Annotated in this window: 17 protein-coding genes and 1 tRNA gene; 16 read left to right on the forward strand and 2 right to left on the reverse strand. The window is 64.8% G+C overall.

Annotated elements, in window-relative coordinates:
- Positions 1 to 43: 43 nt before the first annotated feature.
- The 11 genes from hisF (at position 44) to MUN85_RS06130 (ending at position 8,797) form a co-directional block, all read left to right on the forward strand.
- Positions 44 to 808 (forward strand): imidazole glycerol phosphate synthase subunit HisF, encoded by a 765-nt coding sequence (gene hisF, locus MUN85_RS06080; protein WP_250505863.1) that lies wholly within the window; start codon positions 44 to 46, stop codon positions 806 to 808.
- Positions 805 to 1,176 (forward strand): phosphoribosyl-AMP cyclohydrolase, encoded by a 372-nt coding sequence (gene hisI / locus MUN85_RS06085; RefSeq protein WP_250505864.1) that lies wholly within the window; start codon positions 805 to 807, stop codon positions 1,174 to 1,176. The genes hisF and hisI overlap by 4 nt, the downstream gene beginning before the upstream one ends.
- Complete coding sequence (locus MUN85_RS06090) at positions 1,173 to 2,699, forward strand: chorismate-binding protein (RefSeq protein WP_250505865.1); 1,527 nt, start codon at positions 1,173 to 1,175, stop codon at positions 2,697 to 2,699. The genes hisI and MUN85_RS06090 overlap by 4 nt, the downstream gene beginning before the upstream one ends.
- Entirely contained in the window at positions 2,696 to 3,271 is a 576-nt protein-coding gene (locus MUN85_RS06095) for a Trp biosynthesis-associated membrane protein (protein ID WP_250505866.1), read from the forward strand. Before MUN85_RS06090 ends, MUN85_RS06095 begins: the two co-directional genes overlap by 4 nt.
- Before the next feature lie 28 nt (positions 3,272 to 3,299).
- Positions 3,300 to 3,554, forward strand: a complete 255-nt coding sequence (locus tag MUN85_RS06100) for an HGxxPAAW family protein (RefSeq protein WP_092564561.1) — start codon at positions 3,300 to 3,302, stop codon at positions 3,552 to 3,554.
- Positions 3,555 to 3,581: 27 nt separating this feature from the next.
- The gene (gene trpC, locus MUN85_RS06105; protein WP_250505867.1) at positions 3,582 to 4,397 is read left to right on the forward strand and encodes an indole-3-glycerol phosphate synthase TrpC; all 816 of its coding nucleotides are present in this window, start codon (positions 3,582 to 3,584) and stop codon (positions 4,395 to 4,397) included.
- Positions 4,398 to 4,423: 26 nt separating this feature from the next.
- Positions 4,424 to 5,665: a tryptophan synthase subunit beta gene (gene trpB, locus MUN85_RS06110; protein ID WP_250505868.1), complete on the forward strand. Its 1,242-nt coding sequence runs from the start codon at positions 4,424 to 4,426 to the stop codon at positions 5,663 to 5,665.
- Between the two features lie 4 nt (positions 5,666 to 5,669).
- Entirely contained in the window at positions 5,670 to 6,464 is a 795-nt protein-coding gene (gene trpA, locus MUN85_RS06115; RefSeq protein WP_250505869.1) for a tryptophan synthase subunit alpha, read from the forward strand.
- A gap of 41 nt (positions 6,465 to 6,505) precedes the next feature.
- A complete protein-coding gene (gene pyk, locus MUN85_RS06120; protein ID WP_250505870.1) occupies positions 6,506 to 7,936 on the forward strand; it encodes a pyruvate kinase in 1,431 nt (476 codons plus the stop codon).
- Positions 7,937 to 8,011: 75 nt separating this feature from the next.
- Positions 8,012 to 8,093, forward strand: a tRNA-Leu gene (locus MUN85_RS06125).
- A gap of 32 nt (positions 8,094 to 8,125) precedes the next feature.
- Complete coding sequence (locus MUN85_RS06130) at positions 8,126 to 8,797, forward strand: ANTAR domain-containing response regulator (RefSeq protein ID WP_250505871.1); 672 nt, start codon at positions 8,126 to 8,128, stop codon at positions 8,795 to 8,797.
- 47 nt (positions 8,798 to 8,844) lie between these two features.
- Here MUN85_RS06130 and MUN85_RS06135 read toward each other — a convergent pair whose 3' ends face one another.
- On the reverse strand, positions 8,845 to 9,285 hold the full coding sequence (locus tag MUN85_RS06135; RefSeq protein WP_250505872.1) for a PaaI family thioesterase: 441 nt from the start codon (positions 9,283 to 9,285) through the stop codon (positions 8,845 to 8,847).
- Between MUN85_RS06135 and polA the strand changes: the two genes are divergently transcribed.
- Entirely contained in the window at positions 9,275 to 11,953 is a 2,679-nt protein-coding gene (gene polA, locus MUN85_RS06140; RefSeq protein ID WP_250505873.1) for a DNA polymerase I, read from the forward strand. The two genes, MUN85_RS06135 and polA, sit on opposite strands and share 11 nt — an antisense overlap.
- On the opposite strand, the gene MUN85_RS06145 is transcribed toward polA, so the two are convergent.
- A complete protein-coding gene (locus MUN85_RS06145) occupies positions 11,950 to 12,750 on the reverse strand; it encodes a class I SAM-dependent methyltransferase (protein WP_250505874.1) in 801 nt (266 codons plus the stop codon). The two genes, polA and MUN85_RS06145, sit on opposite strands and share 4 nt — an antisense overlap.
- A 173-nt stretch (positions 12,751 to 12,923) precedes the next feature.
- Here MUN85_RS06145 and rpsA point away from each other — a divergent pair, with 173 nt between their 5' ends.
- The 4 genes from rpsA to MUN85_RS06165 all read left to right on the forward strand — a co-directional run bounded on the left by rpsA (position 12,924) and on the right by MUN85_RS06165 (position 17,059).
- Positions 12,924 to 14,390: a 30S ribosomal protein S1 gene (rpsA, locus tag MUN85_RS06150; RefSeq protein WP_250505875.1), complete on the forward strand. Its 1,467-nt coding sequence runs from the start codon at positions 12,924 to 12,926 to the stop codon at positions 14,388 to 14,390.
- Between the two features lie 79 nt (positions 14,391 to 14,469).
- A complete protein-coding gene (locus MUN85_RS12900) occupies positions 14,470 to 15,312 on the forward strand; it encodes a siderophore-interacting protein (protein WP_250505876.1) in 843 nt (280 codons plus the stop codon).
- 1 nt (position 15,313) lies between these two features.
- Positions 15,314 to 15,952: a dephospho-CoA kinase gene (coaE, locus tag MUN85_RS06160; protein ID WP_250505877.1), complete on the forward strand. Its 639-nt coding sequence runs from the start codon at positions 15,314 to 15,316 to the stop codon at positions 15,950 to 15,952.
- Positions 15,953 to 16,054: 102 nt separating this feature from the next.
- The gene (locus MUN85_RS06165) at positions 16,055 to 17,059 is read left to right on the forward strand and encodes a TerC family protein (protein ID WP_250505878.1); all 1,005 of its coding nucleotides are present in this window, start codon (positions 16,055 to 16,057) and stop codon (positions 17,057 to 17,059) included.
- The last annotated feature ends 14 nt before the right edge of the window (positions 17,060 to 17,073 follow it).

A 17,073-nucleotide genomic window follows, 5' to 3' on the forward strand; every position in this document is an offset into this window, starting at 1 on the left:
AGACCGGTTAGAGCCCGATTGCCGGCCCCGGTAGGCTTACGGCATGGCGCCAGCTATCCGAATCATCCCCTGCCTTGACGTGCTCGAGGGTCGGGTTGTCAAAGGTGTGAACTTTACCGACCTGAAGGACGCGGGTGATCCCGTCGAGCTCGCGCGCGCCTATGACGCCGCGGGCGCCGACGAGCTCACCTTCCTCGATATCTCCGCCTCCGCTGAGGGCCGTGGCACGACGCGCGAGGTCGTGCAAGCCACCGCCGAACAGGTCTTCGTGCCCTTGACGGTTGGCGGCGGCGTGCGCAGCGTTGCCGACGTCGCCGAGCTGCTCGCCTGCGGCGCCGACAAGATCGGCATCAATACCGCGGCGATCACGCGCCCGGAGCTGCTGACCGAGATCGCCACCCGCTTCGGCTCCCAGGTCATTACGCTGTCGGTCGATGCGCGCGCCAATAGCGAAATGCCCTCCGGCTACGAGGTCACGACCCACGGCGGTCGCACGAGCGCGGGCCTGGATGCGATCGCGTGGGCGAAAGAAGCCGCCGAGCGCGGCGCCGGCGAGATCCTGCTGAATTCCATGGACGCCGACGGCACGCGCGCCGGTTTCGACCTGCCCATGCTGCGCGCGGTCCGCGAGGCCGTGCGCCTGCCGCTCATCGCCTCAGGCGGTGCCGGCAGCGTCGAGCACTGCGTGGCCGCCGTCCGCGCCGGCGCCGATGCCATTCTCGCCGCCTCCGTCTTCCACTACGGCGAACTCACCATCGGCGACGTCAAGGCCGGCCTTGCCGACGCCGGATTCGAGGTGCGCTCATGACCGACAGCGATGCCCTGCCCGAGGAGCTACACGCCCGCGTCCGATTCGATCGCGACGGCCTCATCCCGGCCGTCATCCAGTCCGTCGACGACGGCTCGGTCCTCATGGTCGGCTATATGGACGACGTGGCCCTAGCCCGCACCCTGTCCAGCGGGCGCGTCTGGTTTTATTCCCGCAGCCGCCAGGAATACTGGCGCAAGGGCGATACCTCCGGGAACGTCCAATACGTGCGCGCGGCCGCGCTCGATTGCGACGGCGATACCCTGCTCGTCCAGGTCACCCAGGTCGGTGGGGCGTGCCACACCGGAACCGACACGTGTTTTTCCGGCCGCGAGCTTCCCGTCATCCAGGGTGAGGAGGACGCATGAGGTGGGGGAGCACTGTTCCTGACCGCGCCGGTTTCCACGAGGCTGCTGAAGGTGCGCGCGCGGTGCCGATCGTGCGCCGCATGCTTGCCGAGGACCTCACGCCAAGCGCCGTCTACCGCGCCTTCGGTGGTGAGGTCGGCACGTTCATCTTGGAGTCGGCCGAGCACGGCGAATGGGGCCGCTGGTCCTTCGTCGGAGTCAACTGCCCGGCCTTCCTCATCGCCCATGACGAGACCGCGCACTGGCGGGGCCGCATCCCGGCTGGCCTGACACCAAGCGGCCCGGCGATTGAGCTAATTCGCGAAGCCTCGAGCGTGCTGCGCCACGCGCCGCTGCCGGAGGACTACCCGCCGTTTACCGGCGGCCTCGTTGGCGCCCTCGGCTGGGAGATCGTGCGCAGCTTTGAAGACCTGCCGCCGCGCACCGAGCCCGATGTCCCCGTGCCCGATGTCGCGCTGGCCCTTGCCACCGACGTCATCGCTTTTGACCACCGCAGCGGGGAGATCTGGCTCATCGCCTGCGCTATCAACTTCGATGGCAGCGACGAGCGCGCCGATGCAGCCTATGACGATGCGCTCAGCCGCCTCGATACGATGGCGGCGACCCTAGCGGCGCCGCGCGCCGGCGTTCCCATCCCGCGCGTCATCGCTGAGGACCATGCGGCCCCCGAGCCGACTTTCAGCATGACCGAGGACGAATTCGTCGATATCGTCGAACGCGCCCACCAGGCCATCATCGACGGCGAAGTCTTCCAGATCGTCCTGTCCCAGCGCGCGAGCCTTGCCTGCCCGGCCGACCCGCTCGAGGTCTACCGGGTCCTACGGGCGACGAACCCCTCGCCCTACATGTACATTCTCGCGCTGCCGAGGGCCGATGGCGGCGTCTTCCACATCGTGGGGTCCTCGCCCGAAACGCTCGTCGAGGTCCGCGGCCGCGGCGTGCGCACCTTCCCGATCGCGGGCTCGCGGCCGCGCGGCCAGAGCTCGGCAGCCGATCGGGCACTAGCGGAGGAACTCCTCGCCGATCCCAAGGAAGTCGCCGAGCACGTCATGCTCGTGGACCTCGCCCGCAATGACCTCAACCGCGTCTGCGAGCCCGGGACCGTCAGCGTCGAGGACTACATGGCGATCAAACGCTATTCGCACATCATGCACCTGACCTCCACGGTTACCGGAAAGCTGGCTGAAGACGTCTCCGCCATCGATGCGCTGGCCGCGGCCTTTCCCGCCGGTACGCTCTCGGGCGCCCCGAAGGTGCGAGCGATGCAGCTCATCGATGAATTGGAACCGACCCGGCGCGGAATCTACGGGGGCGTCGTCGGCTACATCGACCTGCAAGGCAATCTCGACATGGCGATCGCGATCCGCACGGCCGTCATCGTTTCCGCCACCGCCTACGTCCAGGCGGGCGCGGGCATCGTCGCGGATTCCGTGCCGCAATCCGAACACGCCGAATGCCGCACGAAGGCCGCCGCTGCACTGGCGGCCGTCTCGCGCGCTGCGAGTTTGGTGGCCACGTCATGAGACTGACCCGCGCCCAGGTCGCCACCGGCCTCGTCGTCCTTGGCATCGCGCTGCTCGCCGGCAGTGCGCTCGGCTGGCTGCGGGCTGAAGTCATCTCGGTTGCTGGCACGACGAAGACCACCCTTACCGGCTTCCAGCTCATGCCCATCGGCCCAGCCGCTGCCCTCGCGCTTGCCGCGGCGGGGATTGCGCTGGCCCTGACGAAGAAGGTCGGCGCTCGCATCGTGTGCGGGATTGCGGCCGTAGCTGCGGGCGCCTGCACGTGGGCATTTGGCTCGATGCTTTTCGCCACCCCCGAGGACCTTACGCGGCTGTACAGCTCGCTATCCTCGGGCACCGGTGAGGTCACGACGATCCAGACGCTGCCCACCATCTGGGTGGGCACGCTGCTAGCAATCCTGGCCGTTGCACTCGCTTTGGCCGGACTCGTGCTCGCGGCCCGCTGGCCCAGCTCGGTCAGCCGCTATGACATCACCGCCGTTCCGACGGATTCCCCCATGTCGCCCGATCCCCGCGTGCGTGCCATCGACGATTGGGACGCGTTGGAACGTGGCGAAGATCCAACGCAATAACAGGTAAGCTTGCCGCCAGGAGGACCCCATGAACCGAACGTATTCCCTGCCCCCCGCCGCGCCCTACGCCAATCATGGCCATACCCGCGCCTCGTGGATTTTTGTCGCGCTCGTGCTGCTCGGCGCCCTCGTAGTATCCATCGGTATGGTGCTGTACTCGCTGCCGACGCAGATCGTTGGCGGCGTGATCATCGTCGCCGCCGCCGTGCTCGGCATTGGCTTTCGCGCCGCCGGCAAGGGCCAACCGCGCACCGTTGTGACGCGGGACTGGTACGAGGACTAGGCTCGCGCCGTCGTCCAAGGAGTGCACATGTCGGTTCTAGATGAGATCATCGTCGGCGTTCGCGAGGATGTCGCCGCGCGCGAAGCGCGCGTGAGCTTGGCGGAGCTGAAGGACCAGGCCGAGCGGCGCGATAGCGCCATTGACGTCCAGGCCTGCCTTTCCCAGCGCGACGCCGCGGTCTCCATCATCGCGGAGGTCAAGCGCCGCTCCCCGTCGAAGGGTGCGCTCGCCGATATCCCAGATCCGGCGGCACTCGCCCGCGCCTATGAGGCAGGTGGCGCCACCGCCATCTCCGTGCTCACCGAAGAACGTCGTTTTGGGGGATCGCTTCAGGACTTCGCGGCCGTGCGCGCGGCTGTCGACGTGCCGCTGCTGCGCAAGGACTTCATCGTCACGCCCTACCAGATTTGGGAGGCGCGAGCCTACGGCGCGGACATGGTCCTGCTCATCGTCGCGGCACTGGAACAGGGCGTGCTCACCTCGCTCATCGAACGCGTCCACTCCCTTGGCATGACGGCCCTCGTCGAAGCGCACGATCGCGTCGAGGCGATGCGCGCGGCCGCGGCTGGTGCCCGCGTCATCGGCGTCAATGCCCGAAACCTGCACACCCTGCAGGTCGAACGCGCCACCTTCGCCGAAGTCCGCGAGGTCATCGACGATTCGATCATCACGATCGCCGAATCCGGTGTGCGCAGCCCCGCCGACGTGTGGGAATACGCCAAGGCCGGTGCCGACGCGGTCCTCGTGGGGGAGGCCCTCGTGCGCGATGGCGATCCCCGCAAGGCCGTCGCCGACATGGTCTCCATCACCAAGCATCCCGCCACCCACCAGCAGTGGAACTAATCCCCACCGAGGAAAAGGACTCCTTCGTGTCTGAGCCATCCCTGTCGAACCAAACCGGGCCCTACTTCGGCGAGTTTGGTGGTCGATTCGTGCCCGAGGCGCTCATCGCTGCTCTCGACGATTTGACGGTGGCGTGGGAGAAGGCGAAGGAGGATCCCTCCTTCCGCATTGAGCTATCCGACCTGCACCGCGACTATGTGCACCGCCCCTCGCTGCTGACGGAAGTCCCGCGCTTTGCCAAGCACTGCGGTAACGCCCGAGTCTTTTTGAAGCGCGAAGATCTCAACCACACGGGCAGCCACAAGATCAATAACGTCCTTGGCCAGGCCCTGCTCACCAGAGCCATCGGCAAGACCCGCGTCATCGCCGAGACGGGCGCCGGCCAGCACGGCGTCGCAACGGCAACCGCAGCCGCGCTGCTGGGCCTGAGCTGCCGAATCTACATGGGCCGCGAGGACATGCGCCGCCAGGCGCTGAATGTCGCACGGATGCGGCTGCTTGGCGCCGAGGTCGTCGGCGTGGACGCCGGCAGCGCGACGCTGAAGGACGCGATCAACGAAGCCTTCCGTGACTGGGTCACCAACGTCGCGACGACGAACTACATTTTCGGCACGGCCGCCGGCCCCCATCCCTTCCCGGCGATGGTGCGAGACCTGCAAAAGATCATCGGCGAGGAAACCCGCGAGCAGATCCTTGAGCGCACCGGGCGCCTGCCCGATGTCGCCGTCGCGTGCATCGGCGGCGGCTCCAACGCCATCGGCATGTTCCATGCCTTCCTCGACGACGCCGACGTCCAGCTGCTCGGGATCGAAGCCGCGGGCGACGGCGTTGACACGGGCCGGCACGCCGCCTCCATCGCCGGCGGTTCCCTCGGCATCCTGCACGGCGCCAAGATGTATCTCATGCAAGACGAGTTCGGCCAAACGATCGAATCCCACTCCATTTCCGCCGGACTCGACTACCCGGGGGTCGGCCCCGAGCACGCCCACCTGCACGCCATCGGCCGCGCCACCTACTGGCCAGCGACCGACGCCGAGGCGATGGCAGCCTTCCAGCTCCTGTCGCGCACCGAAGGCATCATCCCCGCCATCGAGTCGGCGCACGCCCTGGCGGGCGCCATGCGCTGGGGTCAGGAACACGCCAGTGGCGACTACGCCGACGGTGCCGAGCCCATCATTGTCGTGAACCTTTCGGGCCGCGGCGATAAGGACGTGGCAACCGCGGCGAGCTATTTCGATCTCGTCGAAGACGACCTGCGACAGGAGTAAGACCGTGACCTCGCCCACCACCGCCGCCATCGCGAAGCGCAATGCGGACGGCGATGCCGCGCTCATCGGCTACCTCACCGCTGGCTACCCCGACGTCGATACGACGGTGCGCGCCGGCAAAGAGCTGATCGCGGCCGGCTTCGACATTTTAGAAATCGGCCTGCCGTATTCCGATCCCGGGATGGATGGCGCCGTCATCCAGCACACCGGGGCCGCCGCGCTTGCCGCCGGCACGCGTACCAACCACGTCCTGTCCATCGTCGAGCAGCTCGCCGCCACCGGCGCGCCGATCCTCGTCATGACCTACTACAACCCGATCTTCCGCTACGGCGAACAGCGCTTCGCGCGCGATCTCGCGGCCGCCGGGGCAGCGGGCACCATCACCCCGGACCTCATCCCCGATGAGGCCGGCGCGTGGATCGAGGCGACGGACGAGTTCGACCTGGATCGCATCTTCCTCGTCGCTCCCTCCTCCACCCCCGAACGCCTCGCGATGACCGCCCAACACTGCCGCGGCTTCGTCTACGCCGCCTCGACGATGGGCGTCACGGGAGAGCGGCGCGTGGTCGACTCGACGGCCGAAGAGCTTGTCGCGCGCACACGCGAGGCGACCGACACGCCCGTGTGCGTCGGCCTCGGTGTGTCTTCTGGCACGCAAGCGCGCGAAATTGGATCCTTTGCCGACGGCGTCATCGTCGGCTCGGCGCTGCTGCGCGCGCTAGATGACGGCATGGATCGCCTCGGCGATCTCGCGAGCGATCTCGCTGCCGGTTGTCGCGGCGCCCGCCAGCAGCGATAAAGTCCCACTGCATCATCACCCACACCCCTTAGACTGGAGCCATGCGTAGAGCCAAAATCGTTTGCACGATTGGTCCGGCAACGGAAACCCCGGAAAAAGTCCAAGAACTGGTCGACGCGGGAATGGATGTGGCGCGGATCAACCGCTCCCACGGAACCGCCGAAGAACACGAACTCGTCTATGCGAATGTCCGCGCAGCCGCCCAAACCTCCGGCCGCGCGGTCGCCGTTCTCGTCGACCTGCAGGGACCGAAGATCCGCCTCGGCGCCTTCGAGTCCGGCCCGGTGTTTTTGGAAGAAGGCGAGACCTTCACCATCACGACCCGCGACATTATCGGCACCCAGGAGATTTGTTCCACCACCTTCAAGGGCCTGCCGGGCGATTGCCGCCCAGGTGACCCCCTGTTGATCGACGACGGCAAGGTCGCCCTGCGCGTCCTTTCCGTCACCGATACCGACGTCGTGACCCGCGTCGAGGTCCCCGGCCCGGTCTCCAACCACAAGGGCATCAACCTGCCCGGCGTCGCCGTCTCCGTGCCGGCGCTGTCCGATAAGGACAAGGAAGACCTGCGCTGGGCGCTGAACATCGGCGCCGACTTCATCGCGCTGTCCTTTGTTCGCAGCGCGCGCGATATCGAAGACGTCCACGAGATCATGGACGAGGTCGGCCGCCGCGTGCCGGTGCTCGCCAAGATCGAAAAGCCGCAGGCCGTATCCAACCTGACCGAGATCGTCGACTCCTTCGACGGCATCATGGTCGCGCGCGGTGACCTCGGCGTGGAACTCCCGCTGGAAGAAGTCCCGCTGGTGCAAAAGCGCGCCATCGAGCTCGCGCGCCGCTTCGCCAAGCCCGTCATCGTCGCCACCCAGGTGCTCGAGTCGATGATCACCAACCCGCGCCCGACGCGCGCGGAAGCCTCCGACTGCGCCAACGCCATCCTCGATGGCGCCGACGCCGTCATGCTCTCCGGTGAAACCTCCGTCGGGGAATACCCGATCGAGGCCGTGCGCACGATGGCCCGCATCATCGAAAACACCGAGGAAAACGGCGGCGACCGTATCGCCCCGCTGACCTCGGCGCCGCACACCCGCTCCGGCGTCATCACCAAGGCCGCCGCCGATATCGGCGAAATGATCGAGTGCAAGTACCTCGTGACCTTCACCCAGTCCGGCGATACGGCCCGCCGCATGTCCCGGCTGCGCTCCCCGATCCCACTGCTGGCCTTCACGCCGCTGGAATCGACCCGCAACTCGCTTGCATTGTCCTGGGGCGTGTATACCTACAAGGTGCCCGCCGTCTCGCACACCGATGACATGGTCGAGCAGGTAGATTACTACCTGCAGGAGTCGGGCCTCGGCGAAAACGGCGATCGAGTCGTCATCGTCGCCGGCATGCCGCCCGGCACTGTCGGCTCGACGAACTCCATCCGCGTTCACAAGATCGGCGAAGTTCATCTCCCCAATCAACAGTGAGTGACGCGTCACGTTATTGGATGGGCCATGACGAAACCCCACGGTGGTAGTGTTAACTGGCTAATCTGATAGCGAGCTCCTGTGGTGGAATCGGTAGACACACTGCACTCAAAATGCAGCGCTGAGAGGCGTGAGGGTTCGAGTCCCTCCGGGAGCACCCAATCCGGGAACCGCGTGAAAGAAATGAACATGAGCGAGACGAACGAGGATAGTAACACTCCGACGATTGAGTTCGACGACGTCGCCGAAGTGCAGGGTGAAACCGAGCAGCACAAGCGCACGCCGCGCCGCGTTGTCGTGGCCGAAGACGAGCCGCTGATCCGCCTGGACATTGTCGAGTCCCTGACGGATGCGGGCTACGAGGTCGTGGGCGAAGCGGGTGACGGCGCCAAGGCCGTCGAACTGGCAAACGAGCTGGAGCCGGACGTCGTCGTCATGGACATCAAGATGCCCGAGATGGACGGCATTACCGCCGCCGAGCGCATCCTGAAGGACCGCATCTGCGCCGTCGTGATGCTCACCGCGTTCTCCCAAACGGAGCTCGTGGAGCGAGCCCGCGACGCCGGCGCACTGGCCTACGTCGTTAAGCCGTTCAACCCCTCGGATCTGCTGCCCGCGATCGAGATCGCGGTCTCGCGCTTCAACGAGATTCAGTCGCTGGAGTCCGAGGTTGCTGACCTGACCGACCGGTTCGAAACCCGCAAGCGCGTGGACCGTGCCAAGGGCCTGCTCATGAGCAAGATGGGCCTGACCGAGCCGGAATCCTTCCGCTGGATCCAAAAGACCTCGATGGATCGCCGCCTGACGATGCGCGAGGTTGCCGACGCCGTCATCGAACAGATCGGCTCCAAGAAGTCCTAGCTTCTGCTGCGCGCCCCGCTGGCCATCACGGCCCGCGGGGCGCTGTTTTATGCCGTGAAGACGACGCTCAGCTGAGCGAGCGCGATGAGCGCGCCGCCGTCAGCGCGGTCCTGCTCAACCGCGCGGATCTCGATGCGGTAGGTCGCGAGCCGAGACGAAGCCGAGAGCAACGAAACATAGCCTGCGACGCGGCCCTCGCGAGCCCCGGACAGATGCTTGATGGATAGATCGACGCCGACAGGTCGCCGTCCCGGGTAATCCAGGAAGGCCGCAACCGAGCCCGCTTGTTCCGCCAAAGCCGCGCTCGCGCCGCCGTGCAGGAGTCCAAAGGGTTGGGTGTTTCCAGCAACGGGCATGCTCATCACACAACGCAGCTGGCTTTCGGGATCCACAGCGACGCCATCGAGACGCATCTGCATGGTGGCTGCGAGTGTTCCCAGGTCGATCACGTCCGCGGGGGGCTCTAGGCTGGGGGGCATGAGCGACATTCGTAGACTTCTCCTCATTGACGGGCATTCGATGGCCTTTAGAGCCTTTTATGCCCTTCCTGTCGACAATTTTGCCACGTCGACGGGCCAGCACACGAACGCGGTGCATGGCTTCATCTCAATGCTGCTCAAGCTCATCGCCGAGGAGAAGCCCAGCCACATTGCAGTCGCCTTCGATGTCGGCTCCGAGACCTTCCGTACCCGCGAATACTCCGAGTACAAGGGAACTAGGGACAAAGCCCCCGAGGAGTTCCCTAGCCAGATCCCGCTCATCAAGGAAGTCCTCGACGCCTTGCGGATCCGCCACCTCGAGGTGCCGGACTTCGAAGCCGACGACATCGTGGCCACCTTGAAGACAGAGGCCGAAGACGAAAGCTTCGATGAAGTCCTGATCTGTTCGGGCGACCGGGACACACTCCAGCTGGTGACCGAGACAACCACGGTGCTCTACCCAACCAAGGGCGTCTCCGTGCTCACTCGTTTCACCCCCCAGGCGGTCGAAGACAAGTACGGTGTGCCACCCGCGCGCTACCCAGAACTCGCGGCGCTCGTGGGGGAGACCTCGGATAACCTTCCCGGGGTGCCAGGCGTCGGCCCGAAGACCGCTGCCAAGTGGATCGCGCAGTACGACGGCCTGACGAACATCATTGCTCGCGCCGATGAGATCGGCGGCAAGGCCGGCCAGTCCTTCCGGGACAACATCGATAACGTCCTGCGCAATCGCAAGCTCAATCATCTCCTGACCGACATGGACCTCGCGGTCTCGCTGCCGGACCTCGTGACCGAACCCGTGAACCGGGAAGCAGTTCACGGCGTCTTCGATGCCTTGGAGTTCACCACCCTGCGCGAGCGCGTCTTTGCCATGCTGCCCGCCGATTCGGCCGCACCGGACCAGGACGAGAGCACCGAGCTGTCCTTCGATATTGCCCCGTGGGCAGACGATGGCGACCTCGCCGCATTCCTGCAGGCCCATGCGGAAGGCGAGGACGCGCAGCGCATTGCGCTCATCTTGGATGATGGCGCGACGGATGTCGAACGCCTCGCGCTCGCCACCCGCACCCATGCTCTTGTCCTCGAGCTTGCCGCCCTGCCCGCAGGTGAGGATGCCGTCCTTGCGGCGTTTTTGTCCGGGCCGGCGCCAAAAATCGCCCACGACGCGAAGTCCATGTGGCATCGCCTCACCGAGCGCGGCTATGACCTGAAGTCGGTCGTCTTCGATACGGATATCGCCGCCTACCTCATTCACCCGGATCAGCGCCGCCACACTCTTGTCGATCTGGCCCAGCGCTACCTTGATCGCGATGTCGCCTCCGATGCGGCCGCCTCCGGCCAGCTTGCCTTCGACCTCGAATCAGATGCCACGATCGATACGCTCGCTCGCCAGGCCCTCGCAGTTGCCGAACTTGAGGTCCAGTTGACCGGCGCGCTGGAAGACCGGGGGCTGTCCCACCTCATGACGAAGCTCGAGCTTCCCGTCCAGCGCATCCTGCAGGACATGGAGGCCACCGGCATCGCCGTGTCGGAGACCGTCTTCAACGAGCTTTACGATCAGCTGGATGCCGACGTCAAGCAGGCAGCCGATGACGCCTACGCCGCCATCGGCCAAGAGATCAACCTTTCCAGCCCGAAGCAACTGCAAAAGGTCCTCTTTGAGGACCTCGATATGCCGAAGACGAAACGCACTAAGACCGGCTGGACCACGGACGCCGAAGCACTATCGGATCTTTTCGAGAAGACCGCGCACCCTTTCCTGGCCGCACTGCTCGCGCATCGGGACCGCATCAAGCTCCGCCAGATCGTGGAAACCCTGCGCAGCGCTCGCGCCGCTGACGGGCGGATCCACACGACGTTCCAACAGACGGTCGCGGCCACGGGGCGGTTATCCTCGACCGACCCCAACCTGCAAAACATCCCCGCCCGGTCCGAGGATGGACTGCGCATCCGAGAAGCGTTCGTCGTCGGCGAGGGCTACGAGACCCTCATGACCGTCGACTACTCCCAGATCGAAATGCGGATCATGGCCCACCTGTCCCAGGATGCTGGCCTCATCGAAGCCTTCCGAGAGGGCGAGGACCTGCACAACTACGTCGGCGCGCGAGTTTTTGATGTGCCGATCGATGAGGTCACTGCCCAGATGCGTAGCCGCGTCAAAGCAATGAGCTACGGACTTGCTTACGGACTGTCCTCCTTCGGGCTCTCCCGCCAGCTCGGCATCGAGGTCGGCGAAGCCAAGGCTCTCATGGACGACTACTTCGATCGCTTCGGCGGTGTGCGCGACTACCTGCGCACAGTCGTCGAGCAGGCCCGGCGTACCGGCTACACCGAGACGATGTTCGGACGTCGCCGCTACCTGCCCGATCTCACGAGCGATAACCGCCAGCGCCGCGACATGGCCGAACGCGCGGCATTGAATGCGCCCATCCAGGGCAGCGCCGCCGACATCATCAAGATCGCGATGATTGCAATCGAGGATGCGCTTGAAAGAGAAAAGCTCGATTCTCGCATGCTGTTGCAGGTCCACGATGAACTCGTCCTGGAGATCGCGCCGGGCGAGCTTAAGCGAGTGGAAGCCCTGGTGCGTGAGCACATGGCGGGCGCCGCAAAACTTGATGTGCCACTCGACGTCTCCGTCGGGATCGGTCCCTCGTGGCGGGAAGCCGGTCACTAACGAAGTTGTGCGGAAATCAGGAGCGTGCCGGGGAACATCTCGGCACGCTCCTTGCTCCATCCCGCCCACGTTGTCTCGATATCGGGAGCAAACCGCGGCTCCTTCAGGTCCTCGATAACGAAGCCCGCGGCTGCCAGGGCAGCCGCGTGATCCTCCAGGGTGTGGTGAAACTCGGCGTAGGTGGCGACCTCACCTCGCATCTCGACGTAGGGACGACGATCAAAGTAGGAGCGACGCATCGCTGGGGCCGCCACGTCTGCTGGATCGTCTGAAAAAACCCAGCGCATCGGGTGCGCCGTAGTAAACACCCAGCGCGATCCCGGCTTCAGTACTCGGGCGACCTCCGAATACAGTGCCGCCAGATCCGAGACGAATGCCACGGCCCCGAAGGCAGAAAATGCCAGATCAAACGTATCCGCGGCAAAGGGCAGCTGCGTCGCATCGGCGGCAATGAGCGGGGGAGCAGGCGCTTTGATTCTTGCGGCCAGTTCGATCCCTTCCCGGATCATCCCTGCCGCCACATCGATACCGACGGCCTTCGCTCCGAGCGAGGAAAGGTAGCGGGTGCCCTGGCCGAGCCCGCACCCGATCTCAATAACCTGCCTGCCGGCGAGCGTGCTCGGGTCACCGAGCCAGCGAACCTCAGCCTCATCCCATCCCTCCGGCCCCCAGATCAGTCGGTCGATGGTTAAGTGTTCGAGATTCTCGCGAGCATACTCGGGCGCTCCCTGATCCCAGTACTCGTGACTGAATTTGGTTCCTGGGGCGATCTCGCGATAGCCGGATTGAGACTCCATACAGCACACGCTAGGTGAATTGTTGCCAAAACGTGATCCGTTTATCGGCGTTATTGGGCATAATTGGTTGCCCACACTTCGTCACCGTGAGTAGACTCGCCTACGGCGACGACTGCGTTGCCACAACATTGTCCACCAATACCTACAATTGTCCGTATCGGAGTCATCACTCAATGACCACCACCTCCACCACCCCTTCGACCCCCCAGGTCGCTGTTAACGATATCGGCTCGGAAGAAGAACTACTTTCCGAGATCGATAAGACCATCAAGTACTTCAATGACGGGGATATCGTCGAAGGCACAGTCGTCAAGGTCGACCGCGACGAGGTTCTCCTCGACATCGGCTACAAGACCGAAGGTGTCATCCTCTCCCGCGAACTCTCGATCAAGCACGACATCGACCCGGATGAGGTCGTTGAGGTCGGCGACAAGATCGAAGCCCTAGTCCTCCAGAAGGAAGACAAAGAAGGCCGTCTGCTGCTGTCCAAGAAGCGCGCTCAGTACGAGCGTGCCTGGGGCACGATCGAAAAGGTCAAGGAAGAAAACGGCGTCGTCACCGGTACCGTCATTGAGGTCGTCAAGGGCGGCCTGATCCTGGACATCGGCCTGCGTGGCTTCCTGCCCGCATCCCTCGTCGAGATGCGTCGCGTGCGCGATCTGCAGCCCTACATCGGCCGCGAGATCGAAGCCAAGATCATCGAACTGGACAAGAACCGCAACAACGTCGTGCTCTCGCGCCGCGCGTGGCTTGAGCAGACCCAGTCCGAGGTTCGCTCCCACTTCCTGCAGACCCTGCAAAAGGGCCAGGTCCGCTCGGGCGTGGTCTCCTCGATCGTCAACTTCGGTGCGTTCGTGGATCTCGGTGGCGTCGACGGCCTCGTCCACGTCTCCGAACTGTCCTGGAAGCACATCGACCACCCGACCGAAATCGTCGAGGTCGGCCAGGAAGTCACCGTCGAGGTGCTCGACGTCGACATGGATCGCGAGCGCGTCTCCCTGTCGCTGAAGTCCACCCAGGAAGATCCGTGGCGTCTGTTCGCCCGCACCCACGCCATTGGCCAGGTTGTGCCGGGTAAGGTCACCAAGCTCGTTCCCTTCGGTGCGTTCGTCCGCGTCGAGGACGGCATCGAGGGCCTCGTGCACATCTCCGAACTGGCGGTGCGCCACGTCGAGGTGCCTGAGCAGGTCGCGAAGGTCGGCGATGAGCTCTTCGTCAAGGTCATCGACATTGATCTGGACCGCCGCCGCATCTCGCTGTCGCTCAAGCAGGCCAACGAGGGCGTCGACCCGAACTCCGATGACTTCGATCCGTCGCTGTACGGCATGGCTGCGGAGTACGACGAGCAGGGCAACTACAAGTACCCCGAGGGCTTCGACCCCGAGACCAACGAATGGCTCGAAGGCTACGAAGCCCAGCGCGAGGCTTGGGAAGCGCAGTACGCGCAGGCCCAGGCTCGCTGGGAAGCCCACAAGGCTCAGGTCGCCAAGGCGATGGAAGACGACGCTGAGGCTTCGGCTGAAGGCGACACCTCCGTGCCGGCTCCGGCCTCCTACACCGCAGCTCCGGCCGATGCCGGCGGCACCCTGGCCTCTGATGAGGCACTTGCCGCGCTGCGTGAGAAGCTCACCGGTCACTAAGACCCGATAGCTGCACAGTTCCGCCCGCCCAGCCACTCGGCTGCGGCGGGCGGTTCGCTGTTACCGATAGACTGCGAACGTGTCGATCCCTCTTTCCAGCAGTCCGATTACTCGGGACAAAGTACGCCACGACTTTCGGGCCCGGCCCGTCACCGTCGCGGCCGTCTCACGCATCACGACGAACATGATTCGCGTGACATTCCAAGGGCCAGACCTCCTGGATTTCGCGTCCTTCGGGCCGCACGACCACCTCAAACTCGTGATTCCGGACGACACCGGCACCGCACCCGAGCCGCGGATCATCGATGGCCGACTCGAGCGGCCCTTTGACGGCATCCTGCGCGACTACACGCCCCGCTTTTACTCCACCGCCATCCGCCCGCCCGAGCTCATGATAGATTTCTTCGACCACGACGATCCGGGCCCCGCCACCGCCTGGGCCCGCAGGGCCCGGCCCGGCCAAATGACGTGGATTCTTGGACCGCGGGGCTCCGCGCTCGTGCCTAATGGCGCCGAGGAACTCCTGTTGTTCGCTGACGAGACGGCGCTGCCATCGATCGCGCGATGGATCGAGATGAGTCCGGGGCTCGACATCACCGCACACGTCATTGCCCGCGGCGGCGACCGAGCCTACCTCGACTACCTGCCCGGGGCGGCTGATCCTTCCCTGGCGGCCGATCCCGAGGCTCCGGGCGCCCCCGCCATCGTGTGGCACGAGGATCCGGCATCCCTGCTTGCTGCGGCCCGCGCCATCACCACCGTGGCCCCCACGACCTTCGTCTGGGCTGGGGGAGAGGCTGGCCTGCTTGCCGAGCTGCGCCGCCACCTGCGCACCATCACCGAGCGCCCCCAACTATCGATCGTTGGCTATTGGCGCGCTGGCGAAGCCAACTACGATCACCACGCGCCCCTGCCGGATTAGCATGCCCGCTCTACGTATCGGACTGACCGGTGGAATCGCCGCCGGCAAATCGACCGTGGCCTCCCACCTGGTCCGCCGCGGCGCGATCCTCATCGACTATGACGTGCTGGCGCGTGAGGTCGTTGCACCGGGAAGTCAGGGCCTGGAGTACATTGTTGAGCGATTCGGACCCAAGGTCCTCACTGCTAGCGGAGATCTCGACCGGGGGGCCCTTGCCGCACTCGTCTTTTCCGATCCGCAGGCGCGCGCGGATCTGAACGACATCACTCACCCCCTCATCCGCCAGCGGGCACGCGACCTAGATGCGGCCGCGCAGCCAGATGCCATTACGGTCCACGACGTTCCCCTGCTCGCGGAATCCTCGATGGCAGGTTTCTTCGACGTCATCATCACCGTCGAAGCCGATGAGGAAACCCGCCTGGGCCGCCTCATGACAACGCGCGGGATGACGCGAGAAGACGCACTCGCGCGCATCCGAGCCCAAGCAAGCGATGCGCAGCGGCGCGCCATTGCGACCTACGTCATCGACTCAACGCTGCCACGTGACGCGATGCTCACCGCGGTCGATGAGTTGTGGCGCGAGCTTAGTGCCCAGTCACGTTATGATGACCGACGAGGGGAGTATTCCCGCGACCGGTAGTCCGTCATCACAGCGCGCGAGGCAGCGTGCTCGGACCCGGAGCCAGACCAGGCGGAAGAGACCTCGCCCGGTTTCCCGTCCCCTCAACCGAAAGGCTCCCCCTTGGGTTCTGCACACTTATCTTGGACTTTTGAGGCCATCGCGCTTGGCGTCATGTGCGCCGTCATCATCTTCGACCTCCTGTGGGTGGTGCGCCGTCCACACATCCCGACGATGCGCGAATGCACAATCTGGGTCTCGATCTACGTCTCGGCCGCGCTGATCTTCGGTGGCGTGCTTTACCTCGTCGCCAACGCCCAGGTCGCCACCGAGTTTTACGCTGGTTGGCTCACCGAGTACTCGCTGAGCGTCGATAACCTCTTCATTTTCGTCATCATCCTGTCGCGCTTTAAGGTGCCGCCGAACCGTCAGCAGGAGGTCCTGATGATTGGCATCATCATCGCGCTGGTCTTGCGCGGCATCATGATCCTCATCGGTGCCGCCGTCATCTCGCGATTCTCCTGGGTGTTCTTCATCTTCGGCATCTTCCTCATCTGGACCGCGATTTCCCTCATCCGCTCCCATGGCGAGGATGAGAGCGACTACAAGGAAAACTTCGCGATCCGGGCGCTGCGCCGCGTCCTACCGATCCACGATCAGTACGATGGCATGAAGCTGCGCACGGTTGTCGACGGCAAGAAGCTGTGGACCCCGATGCTCGTCGTCATCCTGGCGCTCGGTTCCACGGACCTACTTTTCGCTCTCGACTCGATCCCCGCGATCTTCGGTCTGACGAAGGACCCGTTCGTCGTCTTTTCCACCAACCTGTTCGCGCTCATGGGGCTGCGTCAGCTCTACTTCCTGCTTGGCGGCTTGCTTGATCGGCTCATCTACCTGCCCTACGGGCTCGCGTTCATCCTCGGCTTCATCGGCGTCAAGCTCATCTTCGAGGCAATGCACACGAACTCGCTGTCCTTCATCAACGGTGGCCAGCCCTTTGACTGGGCACCCCACGTACCGATCTCCGTCTCGCTCGGGGTCATTGCCGGCGCACTGCTAATTACGACGGTGGCCTCGCTCATGGCATCACGCCGAGAGAAGAAGAACCCGAGCCTGTCCGACCGGTAGCAGCGCCGTCAACT

This window comes from Bowdeniella massiliensis (assembly GCF_023634005.1).
Taxonomy (GTDB): domain Bacteria; phylum Actinomycetota; class Actinomycetes; order Actinomycetales; family Actinomycetaceae; genus Bowdeniella; species Bowdeniella massiliensis.